The organism is Streptomyces sp. NPDC032126 (assembly GCF_055580085.1).
Genome location: NZ_JBVIMA010000008.1, coordinates 243,856 through 255,673, shown reverse-complemented (window position 1 = coordinate 255,673; position 11,818 = coordinate 243,856). Strand labels below are relative to the sequence as shown.

Below are 11,818 nucleotides of genomic sequence, written 5' to 3'. Positions count from 1 at the left end.
ACTGTTATTGACAGGGTCACCGTGGCGAAGGGAGGGTGTTCATGGAGACACCGTCGGAGTGGGAGGACCGGCTCGCGCGCTGGCAGAGCGAGCTGGAGTTGTTCGAGCGGCTGGATGAGACGCCGTGGGTCACGTTGGCCAAGGCGGAGGCCGAGACCGGCGTCTCCCGCTCGGCCCTGCGGTCCTGGTACCGCAATGGGGAGATCCGGTCCCGGCTCGTGGACGGCCCGAACGGGCCGCAACGCCTGGTCCAGCTGGACGCGGTCATCGAGCGCGCCGCCGCCTCACCGCGCATCCAGCGCAGAGCGGAACGAGAAGTCAGCCTGGAAGCCCAGGTCGCTCTCCTGCGGCACCGGGTCGACCAGCTGGAGCTGCGCCTGGCCGCACTGGAACGGGAGTGACCCAGAAGCCGGGCCGACGCCCTGAGTGACGCCCTGTCAGGACCGCCCGAGCCAGTGCGAAGAGGGCGGCGAGATGGGACAGCACGACGGTCCAGCCGAGTCGGCGGCGCAGCCAGAGCGCCGGCCGGTCAGTGGGCTCGGGTGGGGCGGTCGTGGCAGCCGGTGCCGTGCCGCAGTCAGGATGCGTTCAGGTATCCCGTGGCACGGTCGGGCCTCATGACATACGAGACGTCAGAGACGCCCGCGCCCTCGGCGGCCGGCACCCAGGCAGTGTCTTCCGGTCGTCGGCCGCGCTGGAACAAGGTGCCCGAAGTCACCGCGTACTTCTGGTCTCGGCCTGACCGGCGTGTCGGTGCTGACGAGCGCGCTGCTGGCAGTCGTACCTCGTCGTGCAGTTCCGTACCCGCGCCTACCGTGCGGGTGTGTACTGGCCGGCCGTCGCCCTGATCAGCGTCGTCGGCACGCTGATCAGCGACGACCTCACCGACAACCTGGGCGTACCGCTGGAGACCAGCACGACCGTCTTCGCGGTCCTCCTCGCGATCGTCTTCGTGGTCTGGTACCGGCGCGAGCGGACGCTGTCCATCCACCACATCGACACCACCGGACGGGAGTCGTTCTACTGGCTCGCCGTCCTGGCCTGGCCGGCAAGGGCTACTCGGCGCGTCCGTCGGCGACTACCTGTCCCAGCCCACCGGCGACGGCGGCCTGGGCCTGGGAACCGTCGTCACCAGTGCGCTGTTCCTCACGGTCATCCTCGGTCTGGTCGGGTATCTGTCGGTGACCCGCAAGGACGTGGCGCAATCGCAGTCGGGTGCCCGGTACGCGGCCTGAGCACGGGCGCGGCCTGCGTTCAGGATGCGTTCAGGTGGGCGCTGCCAAGATCGGTTCCGGCGATCACTCTTCGAGGTCGCCCCGTGACACAGGGTGCTCGCCCCTCTCCGGGGGCGGGCGTTCTGCCGTACGACCGAATCGGAGCCCCCCACCGTGCAGGAACCGGAAATGTTCACTGATCTCGACGTCGCGAGCGCGACGAAGTCGGTGATGAAGAAACTCCCCGAGGTCACGCTGGCGTTCTGGATCATGAAGATCGCCGCGACCACCCTCGGCGAGACAGCCGGCGATCTCTTCGCCCAGACCCTGAAGCTCGGCTACTTCCTCACCACGATCGCCCTGTTCCTTCTGTTCGTGGTGACCTTGGTCGTCCAGCTGAGGTCCAGCCGCTACCACCCGTTCTTCTACTGGACCGTGATCCTGTCGACCAGCATGGCCGGCACCACGATGTCCGACTTCATGAACCGCGACGCGAGCACCAGGTTCCTGTCCGGCGGCACCACTTCGCTCGGCTGGGGACCGCAGGGTCTCGGCCTCGGCTACCCCACCGGGGCAGCGATCCTCATCTCGATCCTGCTGGTCGTCTTCGCCGTCTGGAAGATGTCCGGGATGACCTTCCAGATCCGTGACATCGTCACCTTCCGCGGCGAGGCGCTGTTCTGGTCGGCGATCCTCGTCTCCAACACCCTCGGCACCTCCATGGGCGACTTCCTCTCCGACAGCTCCGGGCTCGGTTACGCCGGTGGCGCGCTGCTCGTGAGTGGGGCGCTCGCTGTGCTGGTCGCCCTGATGAAGGTGCCGGTGGTGCCGAATGTGCTGCTGTTCTGGATCGCCTTCGTCCTCACCCGCCCCCTGGGCGCCACCGCGGGGGACTTCCTGACAAAGCCGGTGGCCAAGGGCGGCCTGGACCTCGGCACCGCCGGGTCCTCGGCCGTGCTCCTGAGCGTCCTGCTCGGTCTGGTGGCCTACGCGCAGGTCCAGGAACGCCGGACCACCGCACCACGGCCGACGGGACGCGAGCCGCTCATTCAGCCGACCGACTGAGTCCGGTCATCCGACAGGCAGGTCGACCCGAAAGCGGGCCCCGTGGGTGTGAGCGCGATCGTGGGACACCTCGCCGCCGACGGTGCGGGCCAGGCGCCGTGCGAGCGGCAGTCCGAGACCCGCGCCGTCGTGCCCGTCGCCGGGGTCGGCGCGGCGGCCGGGCTGGAAGAGGTCGTCGGCGAACGCCGCCGGCACACCGGGGCCGTCGTCGGTGACATCGATGCGCACGCTGCCGGGCAGCTGCCGCGCGGACAGGGTCACCGCCGCGTGTGCGTAGCGGACCGCGTTGGCCAGCAGCGGACTGACGATGCGTTCGAGGAGGGCTGGCGCGACGCCTGCCCGCGGTCCTGGATCCCCCGCGTCGACGGATACCTTCACCCGCTCCGGTGCGTCGAGGCTCGCGACCAGTCGGTGCAGGACCGGTAGGACGGAGGTGGTGCCGGGGGCGGCCGAGGGGTTGTGCGCTTTGTCTCGGGCGTCGTTGAGCAGCGTGTCGCAGATGGTGCGCATGGACTGGGCGGCCTCGGCGATCACCTCATGGGTTGCGCGGGTTTCGGCGGCGGTACGCGGGCGCGTCCGCCACCAGTCGAGTTCGACGACGATCCGGGTGAGCGGGGTGCGCAGTTCGTGGGACAGCTCGCCGGTCAGCTGCTGCTCGTGGCGCAGTACCGTGCGGATGCGGTCCAGCAGAGTGTCCAACGAGGAGCCCAGGCGGGCGAGTTCGGTCGGGTGGTCGTCGGCGCCGAAGCGTTCGTCGGAGGTGACGGCGCTCCACTGGGTGGCCTGGTCGGTCATGGTGCGTACGGGCCGCAGCGCCCGTCCGACGGCCAGGCGTGTCAGGGCGTAGGTGCACGCGAGCATGACGGCGTCCAGGATCAGGGACCCCAGCAGCAGGGTGTCGGCCGAGCTCCGGTAGGGGCCCAGGTCCAGGGCCGTGACCACGGTGGCGCCGTGACGGCCGCCCACGAGATCCGAGCACAGGCGTATGGCGTGCGGGCTTTCGGGATCGACGGTCGAGCAGGCTCGCTCGCGTTGTGCGGCGAGCCGGCCGGCGGCTCGGGCCGGCGTGCTGTCGGCCGTGGTGGCGGGCGGCCGCTCCAGCAAGCGTGCCCCGGAGTAGATCCACACGTTCGCGTCGAGGAGGCGGTCGTTGACGGTCTCCAGGACCCGCACCCGGGGGCCGCTGGTGTCGATGGTCGTGGCGACGGCCGCGGCACGGTTGCGCAATTGGTCGTCCGCCTGGTGCTGCAGGTACCGGTCCATCACGGTGTTGAACGCCACCGTCAGTACGGTCATCAGCAGCGCGGCGGTGGTCAGGGCCACGAGGGAGAGCCGGCCGCGCAGGGTGCGGGGGGTCAGGCGGCGCAGGAGACGGTTCACGACAGGCGGTGCCCGACTCCGCGGGCCGTCGTCAGACTCAGGCCGCTGCCGGCCTCGCGCAGTTTGCGGCGCAGCCGGCTCAGGTACTGATCGAGGGTGTTGTCGCTGACCTGTGCGCCGTCCGGCCAGGCGGCCCTGACCAGGTCGCGCCGGCTCACGATGGCGCCGCCCGCGGCCACGAGGGTGGCCAGCAGCCGGAACTCCGTCGGTGACAGGTCGACGTCGGCTTCACCGGCCCTCGCACTGTGCCGGGTCGCGTCCAGGACCAGATCCCCGGCCGTGGTCACCGCCGCTGGCCCGGCGCGTTTGAGCGCGGCCCGCAGCCGGGCGACGAGTTCGGCAAGATGGAACGGCTTGGGCAGGTAGTCGTCCGCCCCGGCCGAGAATCCCGACAGTCTGTCGGTGAGGTGGTGGCGGGCCGTCAGGAAGATGACCGGGGCGGCGAAACCGTTGGCGCGCAGCGCCTGGCAGACGTCCCGGCCGTCGGCGTCGGGCAGCCCCACGTCCAGGACGACCGCGGCGATGCTGCCGGTGGCCAGCCGCAGGGCGGTGGCGCCGTCGGCGGCGAGCACGGGCTCGAAGTCCTCGTCGAGCAGGCCGCGGCGCAGTACATCACGCAGAGCGTGATCGTCCTCGACGACCAGGATCTTGTGGTGCATGGTTCTCCGCCAGATCTTCGGCCATGGAAAGGGGGCCCGAGATGAACGATGCGGGAAGCCAGCGGGCCATCCCGTACATGCACACTCCGAGCCATCCGGTGGCGAACAGCCAGCCGCCTATGACGTCGCTGAACCAGTGCACGCCGAGATAGACGCGGGACAGGCCCACCAGCACGCCCCAGCACCCGATCACGAGCCGGAGCGCGGTGGCGCCGCGCGGGACGCGCAGCGAGAGAGCGACGATCAGCAGTCCCGCGGTGAGAGCCGCTGTGGTGGTGTGCCCGGAGGGGAAGGCCCAGCCGCCCGCCGACGCCGCCCAGTCGGCGTGCGGCGGACGCGGCCGCTGGAGGAGTGCCATCAACCCGTCACGCAGCGCCTGCCCGCAGCCCAGGCAGGCAAGGCTCAGCGCGGCAGCCCACATCCGTTGCCACGCGGATTGCCCTGCGACCATGCCGGCCAGGATCGCGAGGGCGTACGGGACGGCGCCGCTGCCGGTATCGGTCACCCCGCGGGCCAGCGCCGTCGCCACGTCCGGGCGATGGCCGAGCGACCAGGCCAGCAGACCGTCGTCCGCCCACAGGGGAGCGCCGTCCTGGCCGATCACGACCCAGGTGAGAATGCCGAAGGCCATGAAGGCGCCGAGACCGGCCGTGCCCGCCAGGTCGGCGGCGTCGCGCCGGTTCATGAGGCCGTCACCAGCGGGCGCAGGCGGCCGGAGCGGATCCACCGGCCCAGGGAGGGCGACCACCGCCGCACGGCGGTCATCGACAGGAGCGCGACGAGCCCGCCGACCAGCACTCCGGCCACGACATCGTGCGGATAGTGCACGCCCACCCACACCCGGGAGACCGCCATGGCCACAGCGGCCACGGCCGCGGCCTCCCCCAGTCGGCGCGAGACGAAGAACAGGGCCATCGCAGCGGCAGCCGCGATCGCCGCATGGTTGCTGGGGAAGGACCAGTCCCCAGGCGCCGGACACGCCTCCACGGTCTTCACGCGCAGGCTCTGGCACGGCCGGTCCTCGCCCACCAGCAGCTTCACCACGGCATCCACGCCGTACGCGACGACCACGACAACCGGCACGGCCAGCGCCGTCACCGCCGCCGGGCCCCCGGCCCGGCGCGCGAACCACCAGCCGACGCCTGCCAGGACGGCGAACACCGCGAGCCCATACGTCGACCAGAACGACACCGCGCCGTCCAGCCAGCCCGGCGCATGCCCGGCCATACGCACCACGTGCAGGTAGGCAGCACCGTCGATCGACGAACCGTCGAAAGCCATGATCACCTGCTTTCCGCCTGGGAACCGGCGCTCCGACGCGACCGGCGCACCTCGGCAAGAACCGGGATCAGCGATACGACGACGATCAACGCCACCAGCGGGAGCAGGTAACGGTCGACGTTCGGGATCGACGAGCCCAGCGCAACCCCCGCGAGAGTGAGGCCGACGCTCCACACGAGTCCGCCGACGACCTGCCACAGCGTGAACGTCCGCACCGGCACTTCCAGCGCGCCCGCCATCGGATTGAGCACGGTCCGCACGACCGGTACGAAGCGGGCCAGCACGATGGCCTTCGCATATCCGTACCGCTCCAGCAGTTCCTCGGCGCGTTTCGCGCCCTCGTGCAGGCGCTGTGAGCGGCTGCGGGCCAACACGGCTCCGCCCGCCTTCCGGCCGAGCAGATACCCGCACTGCGCCCCGAGCAGCGCTCCTGCCGCAGCCGTGACCAGCAACGGTCCCAGGGACAGGTGCACACCTTGTGCGGTGGAGCCCGTGCACAGCAGACCCGCCGTGAACAGCAGTGAGTCGCCCGGCAGGAAGAACCCGATCAGCAGTCCCGTCTCGGCGAACAGCACCGCCCCCACCCCGACCACTCCGAAGGCGGCCAGCAGAGAATGGGCATCGAGCACGTTGACAGCGAGCTGCGACGATAGGTGGACGGGTGTGGACATCGTCGCGACCCCTTCGGTCCGGCGGAGCGGGCGCGTCGCGATAGCACCCACCAGTGACTACAATCGTGTAGACGGTCTACTGAACTGTAGACGATAACGGGGTGAGGATGGTTCTTATGACCGACCCGAAGGACGAACGTCGGCCGGCCGGCGAGCTCGAAGCAGCCGTGATGGCCGCCCTGTGGGCCGCCGGCGCACCACTCACCCCGGCGCAGGTCCAGGCCGAGCTCTCCTCCGGCCTCGCCCGTACGACGGTGACGACCATCCTGTCCCGCCTCTACGACAAGGGCGTCGTCGACCGCGAGCGACAAGGACGCGGCTACGCCTACATCCCTGTGCAGGACGCTCCCGGGCTGACCGCCCAACGCATGCACACCGAGCTCGACCGGGACGCCGACCGCGAGACCGTCCTCGCCCGGTTCGTCGCCCGGCTCAGCCCGGACGACGGGGAGCTGCTGCGCCAACTGCTGGAGGCCGACGAGCAGTGATCGCCCTCCTTCTGATTCCGCTCCTGCTGCCCTTCACGTTGCCGGTCCTGGGCCGTCGCGCCCTCGCACGCCTCGACCCGGTCACCGTCCTGCGCGCACTGACCGCCTGTGTTCTAGCGTGCGCCGGTGCAAGCGTGGCCGCCCTCGGCGCCCTCGTGCTGATCGGACTGCTCAAGCTCTCCCTCTTCGCGCAACTGGGCGAGCTCATCCACCCCCTGCGCACCCCCTCGGACCTGATCGTCTTCCCGGCCGCCGCGCTCGCCACCGGCGCGCTCACCCTCGGCACCTGGACCCTCGCACGCTCGGCCGTGCGGCAGATCCGGGCCTTCCGCACGGCTCGTACGGAGGCCGACCGCCGCCCCGCCGCCGGCGACCTGTGCGTCGTCGACTCACCGCACCCGGACGCGTACGCCCTCCCCGGCAGGCCCCACCGGATCGTCGTCACCACCGCGATGCTGCGCAGCCTCGACCCCGCCGAACGAGAAGCACTCTTCGCCCACGAGCGGGCCCACAACGCGGGCGGCCACCACTATTTCCTGGCCTGCGCCGAACTCGCCGCCCACTGCCACCCCGCGCTCCACGCCACGCGTGCCACCATCCGGCTCGCCGCGGAACGCGCCGCCGACGAGAGCGCCGCCGCAGCGGTCGGCGACCGCCGCCTCCTGGCACGGGCCATCGCCCGCGCCGCCCTCGCGGGGGACGCTCAGCTCTCCACCCGCCCGGACTTCGCCCCCGCCGCGACCACGGGCCCCGTTCCCCAGCGGGTCGCCGCCCTTCTCAACCCTGGCCACGGCCGCTCGAACACCAGGCCATGGATCGCCCTGCTCCTCACCGTCTGCGCGATCCTGCCCGTCGCGGCCGCGACCACCGGCGTGGCGGACTTCCATCACGAGGTCGAGGTCGCCCAGGGCGAAGAGAACCCGTAAGGGCTCGGCGCATCCCGCAGCCAGGGCCGAAGCTGTGGGAGTCCCTGGACACGTGCGTCGGACGACGGCTTCGGGGAACTCGAAACGCTGACCTCATCCCGACGAGAGGGAAAGCCGCGGGAAGAACGAGGAGGAGCGTCATGCCTGCCGGATCGAGTTCCAAGCGGGAACGGCAGTACGAGCACATCAAGAAGAGCGCCCAGGACCGGGGCGAGTCCACCGGACGGGCCAAGGAGATCGCCGCCCGGACGGTCAACAAGGAGCGGGCGAGGTCGGGCGAGTCGAAGACCGCGAGCAAGACGTCGACCCGTGACCCCAAGTCCGCGTCCCAGCGGGGCGGTCAGCGCTCGCACAGCGGTGCGCAGGGACCGACCAAGGACCAGCTGTACGAAGAGGCGAAGAAGCGCAACATCGAGGGCCGCTCCTCGATGACCAAGCAGCAGTTGCAGAACGCGCTCGGCCGTTGAGGCGGTGAGGCGGGTGCGGCCCGAGGTGGACCGGATCGCACGGCCCTGGGGCGACCGCACCCCCTACGGACGCGGTGAAGCCTGGCCGGTGCGGGTCGACTCGTATCTCGAACCCGGCGTCACCGCCGACACCGTCGAACGATGGGTCCCCACCGCGTCGCTGTTGCACTCCACCGGGGACGCGATGGACGTCGCCGTCGCCCACGGCCGGATCGTCGGGGTACGCGGACGGTCCGGTGACCGGGTGAACCATGGCCGGCTCGGGCCGAAGGACCTGTTCGGCTGGCAGGCCAACCAGGCCAAGGACCGGCTGACCACTCCGCTGATCCGCCAGGGCGGCCGCCTGACGCCCTGCGGCTGGGACATGGCCATGGACCGGATCGTGGCCCGGAGCCGGGAGTCGCTGGACGAGGGCGGCCCCGGCTCCGTCGGCTTCTACACCACGGGCCAGCTGTTCCTGGAGGAGTACTACACCCTGTCGGTGATCGCCCGCGCCGGGATCGGCACCAACCATCTCGACGGCAACACCCGGTTGTGTACGTCGACCGCCGCCGCGGCCCTGAAGGAGACCTTCGGCTGCGACGGCCAGCCCGCCTCCTACACGGACGTCGACCACGCCGACGTCATCGCGCTGTTCGGGCACAACATGGCCGAGACGCAGCCCGTGTTGTGGATGCGGGTCCTGGACCGCCTGGCGGGCCCGGATCCGCCGAGCCTGGTCTGTGTCGACCCCCGCCCCACCCAGGTCGCCCGCCACGCCAGGGTCCATCTCGCGCCGCGCGCCGGTACGAACGTGGCCCTGCTCAACGCTCTCCTGCACGAGATCATCCGCACCGACCGCGTCGACCACGACTTCGTCGACGCCCACTGTGTCGGCTTCGACGAACTCACCGAGCGCGTCGCCGACTGCACCCCCTCCTGGGCCGCCGGCATCTGCGACGTACCGGCCGGGAAGATCACCGAGGCGGCCGAGATCCTTGGCGGCGCCGAGCGGCTGCTGTCCACCGTTCTCCAGGGCGTCTACCAGTCCCACCAGGCCACCGCCGCCGCCTGCCAGGTCAACAACCTCCAGCTGATCCGCGGCATGCTCGGCCGGCCGGGCTGCGGGGTCCTGCAGATGAACGGCCAGCCCAGCGCCGAGAACACCCGCGAGTGCGGGGCCGACGGCGACCTGCCGGGCTTCCGCAACTGGGAGAACGAGGCACACGTCGAGGACCTCGCGCGCATCTGGAACGTCGACCCCTCCCGCATCCCGCACTACGCCCCGCCCACCCCCGCGATGCAGATCTTCCGCTTCGCCGAACAGGGCTCGATCCGCATGCTGTGGATCACCGGCACCAACCCGTTGGTCTCCCTCCCCGAGCTCCACCGGATCCGGGAGATCCTTGGCCAGGAACGGCTCTTCACCATCGTCCAGGACCTGTATCTCTCCGAGACCGCCCAGCTCGCGGACGTGGTCCTGCCCGCCGCGACCTGGGCGGAGAAGACCGGAACGCTCACCAACGCCGACCGCACCGTCCACCTCTCCGAGAAGGCCGTCGACCCGCCCGGCGAGGCCCGCGCGGACCTGGACATCTTTCTGGACTACGCCCACCGCATGGAGTTCCGCGACAAGGACGGCCGCCCGCTGGTCGGCTGGCACGACGCCGAGTCGGCGTTCGAGGCGTGGAAGCGGTGCAGCCGCGGCCGGCCCTGCGACTACACCGGGATGACGTACGACCGGCTGCGCGGCGCCGGTGGCATCCAGTGGCCCTGCACCGAGGACGCCCCGCACGGCAGCGAACGGCTCTACACGGACGGCATCTCCTGGGCGGCTCCGGACGACTGCGAGGATTACGGCAAGGATCTGGTGACCGGCGCGTCCGTCTCCGAGACCGAGTACCGCGCCCTCAACCCCGACGGCAAGGCGGTCCTGAAGGCCGCCGAGTACGTACCGCCGCACGAGACGACCGATGAGACCTACCCCCTCCAGCTGATCACCGGCCGGACCCTGTACCACTTCCACACCCGTTCCAAGACCGGCCGTGTCCCGCAACTGAACTCGGCCGCACCGGAGTTGTGGGTGGAGGTCTCCGCCGGCGAGGCACTGCGGCACGACGTGGCCGAGGGCGACCTGGTCGAGGTCACCAGCCCACGCGGCTCGGTGCGCGGCCGACTGCGGGTCACCGGCATCCGCGACGGCATGGTGTTCCTGCCCTTCCACTACGGCTACTGGGACACCCCCGAAGGCCACCGCCCCGGCGCGAACGGCGGCCGGGCGGCGAACGAGACGACGATCACCCAGTGGGACCCCGTCTCCAAACAACCCCTGTTCAAGACCGCAACCGCCCGCCTCGCTCTCGTCCAGCGCGGCGACGGGACCGGCTGCCCGGCCCCGACCACCACCGCGTCGGCCCCGGTGGACCCGGAGCATGTCCCGCCGACACGGGGTGGTTCAGCGGCCATGGCCGACCAGAGCGAAGGCGGAAGCGGACCGTGAGCGGCATCCCGATCGTCCTGTGCGCCCTGCACGACGGCGAACGCGGGCTGGAGTGGGACCTCCTCGCCGCTGCCGACCGGCATCGCGTCGAGCACGAGTTCCACCACGTGGCCAAGGACGTCGCCCGCTGGTCCCACGAACACGCCGATCGCATCGCCCGCGCCGCCGAATCGTACGACCTGCACCTGCCAGGGCCCGCGGAGCACCCGGAGCCCGGCCCGCTGGCGACCGTCCGGCAGAGCCTCAGCCGGGCCGTCGGCCGCCGGACCGCTCCCGGCCTGCTCCTGCTCCGTGATCTCCGCGACCTCCACCTCGCCGCCTCCGAGAACTCCCTCAGCTGGGAGATGCTCGCGCAGGTCGCACAGGCCACCAAGGACACCGAACTGCTCGGCCTGGCCGCGTCCTGCCACCCCGAGACCCTGCGCCAGATGCGCTGGACCAACACCCTGATCAAGACGCTGTCGCCGCAACTGCTCACCAGTCTGTGAGCTCAGCCCTCGACGCCCGTGGAGGTGTGGGCCGCGCCGACCGGCTTGGATTCGGGAGATCCGCGCTGACGCAGATAGACCGAGAGAATCGCCATCGACGCGACGGCCAGGAGTTCGGACTGCCAGTTCTGCAGCGTCCGGTTCCAGAAATCGGCCGAGCCCAGGTACTGCGGCCAGGAGACCGGTGCCTGGAGCTGACGCAGGTGCTGCTCGTTGTACGCGGCCACGCCGGTGATGGACTGGGCCAGCCACGACCACAGGAAGATCGCGCCCATGACGAGGCCCAGGGAACTCGCGTACACCTTCTGCCGCCATCCCGTGGACGCCGCCCAACGGGGTGAGGAGGAGCCGGCGTGGCCGCCGACCTTCTGTTCCCGATCGCTTTCCACACCGGCCATGTCCAGGCTCTTGGACTCGGGCGAGCCGCGTTGCAGCAGCCAGACGGTGCCGAGGACGTAGAGGAAGAACTGCAGATACTCCGACTGCCAGTTCTCGGTGACGTCCACGGCGAAGTCGGAGGTCGCGAGGTACGGGAGAAAGCCGATCGGCTGCAGCCCCTCGGTGACCAACTGGTTGTTGAAGTCGGCGTGGCCGGACACGGCCTGGCCCGCGAGAGTGAGCAGAAAGCCGGTCCCGAAGGCCAGCGTGAGGCTGTTGTGCTTCACGAACCGAGTCAGGCGGCTCACCGGTGCATCAACCC

General features: G+C 70.7%; 13 protein-coding genes and 1 pseudogene. 8 read left to right on the top strand and 6 right to left on the bottom strand.

Translation table 11 applies throughout. From position 1 onward, the window contains the following. Positions 1-41: 41 nt before the first annotated feature. The 3 genes and pseudogenes from ACZ5NW_RS28640 (at position 42) to ACZ5NW_RS28630 (ending at position 2,279) form a co-directional block, all read left to right on the top strand. Positions 42-401 (top strand): excisionase, encoded by a 360-nt coding sequence (locus ACZ5NW_RS28640; protein WP_468746823.1) that lies wholly within the window; start codon positions 42-44, stop codon positions 399-401. A 216-nt stretch (positions 402-617) separates the two neighbouring features. Then, positions 618-1,235, top strand: a pseudogene (locus tag ACZ5NW_RS28635) (COG4705 family protein). 168 nt (positions 1,236-1,403) lie between these two features. After that, positions 1,404-2,279 carry a COG4705 family protein gene (locus ACZ5NW_RS28630; protein ID WP_468746822.1) on the top strand — a complete coding sequence of 292 codons (876 nt, stop codon included), beginning with the start codon at positions 1,404-1,406 and terminating at the stop codon, positions 2,277-2,279. Positions 2,280-2,285: 6 nt separating this feature from the next. On the opposite strand, the gene ACZ5NW_RS28625 is transcribed toward ACZ5NW_RS28630, so the two are convergent. The 5 genes from ACZ5NW_RS28625 to ACZ5NW_RS28605 are packed head-to-tail and all read right to left on the bottom strand — an operon-like array spanning position 2,286 to position 6,270. Then, positions 2,286-3,659 carry a sensor histidine kinase gene (locus ACZ5NW_RS28625; RefSeq protein WP_468746821.1) on the bottom strand — a complete coding sequence of 458 codons (1,374 nt, stop codon included), beginning with the start codon at positions 3,657-3,659 and terminating at the stop codon, positions 2,286-2,288. Beyond that, entirely contained in the window at positions 3,656-4,318 is a 663-nt protein-coding gene (locus ACZ5NW_RS28620; protein WP_468746820.1) for a response regulator transcription factor, read from the bottom strand. Before ACZ5NW_RS28620 ends, ACZ5NW_RS28625 begins: the two co-directional genes overlap by 4 nt. Beyond that, a complete protein-coding gene (locus ACZ5NW_RS28615; RefSeq protein WP_468746819.1) occupies positions 4,272-5,003 on the bottom strand; it encodes a phosphatase PAP2 family protein in 732 nt (243 codons plus the stop codon). The genes ACZ5NW_RS28620 and ACZ5NW_RS28615 overlap by 47 nt, the downstream gene beginning before the upstream one ends. Next, the gene (locus ACZ5NW_RS28610) at positions 5,000-5,605 is read right to left on the bottom strand and encodes a phosphatase PAP2 family protein (RefSeq protein WP_468746818.1); all 606 of its coding nucleotides are present in this window, start codon (positions 5,603-5,605) and stop codon (positions 5,000-5,002) included. Before ACZ5NW_RS28610 ends, ACZ5NW_RS28615 begins: the two co-directional genes overlap by 4 nt. Next, on the bottom strand, positions 5,602-6,270 hold the full coding sequence (locus ACZ5NW_RS28605; RefSeq protein WP_468746817.1) for a DedA family protein: 669 nt from the start codon (positions 6,268-6,270) through the stop codon (positions 5,602-5,604). Before ACZ5NW_RS28605 ends, ACZ5NW_RS28610 begins: the two co-directional genes overlap by 4 nt. Before the next feature lie 116 nt (positions 6,271-6,386). Here ACZ5NW_RS28605 and ACZ5NW_RS28600 point away from each other — a divergent pair, with 116 nt between their 5' ends. From ACZ5NW_RS28600 to ACZ5NW_RS28580, 5 genes are all read left to right on the top strand, one after another. After that, positions 6,387-6,758, top strand: coding sequence for a BlaI/MecI/CopY family transcriptional regulator (locus ACZ5NW_RS28600; protein ID WP_468746816.1), 372 nt, complete (start codon positions 6,387-6,389; stop codon positions 6,756-6,758). Further along, positions 6,755-7,684, top strand: a complete 930-nt coding sequence (locus tag ACZ5NW_RS28595; protein WP_468746815.1) for a M48 family metalloprotease — start codon at positions 6,755-6,757, stop codon at positions 7,682-7,684. The genes ACZ5NW_RS28600 and ACZ5NW_RS28595 overlap by 4 nt, the downstream gene beginning before the upstream one ends. A gap of 140 nt (positions 7,685-7,824) precedes the next feature. Next, positions 7,825-8,151, top strand: coding sequence for a plasmid stabilization protein (locus tag ACZ5NW_RS28590; protein ID WP_468746814.1), 327 nt, complete (start codon positions 7,825-7,827; stop codon positions 8,149-8,151). Between the two features lie 13 nt (positions 8,152-8,164). Beyond that, positions 8,165-10,630: a molybdopterin oxidoreductase family protein gene (locus ACZ5NW_RS28585; protein WP_468746813.1), complete on the top strand. Its 2,466-nt coding sequence runs from the start codon at positions 8,165-8,167 to the stop codon at positions 10,628-10,630. Next, positions 10,627-11,118, top strand: coding sequence for a hypothetical protein (locus tag ACZ5NW_RS28580; RefSeq protein WP_468746812.1), 492 nt, complete (start codon positions 10,627-10,629; stop codon positions 11,116-11,118). Before ACZ5NW_RS28585 ends, ACZ5NW_RS28580 begins: the two co-directional genes overlap by 4 nt. A gap of 2 nt (positions 11,119-11,120) precedes the next feature. Here the strand turns inward: ACZ5NW_RS28580 and ACZ5NW_RS28575 are convergent, their stop codons facing one another. Then, positions 11,121-11,804: a DUF6766 family protein gene (locus ACZ5NW_RS28575; RefSeq protein ID WP_468746811.1), complete on the bottom strand. Its 684-nt coding sequence runs from the start codon at positions 11,802-11,804 to the stop codon at positions 11,121-11,123. Positions 11,805-11,818 lie beyond the last annotated feature (14 nt).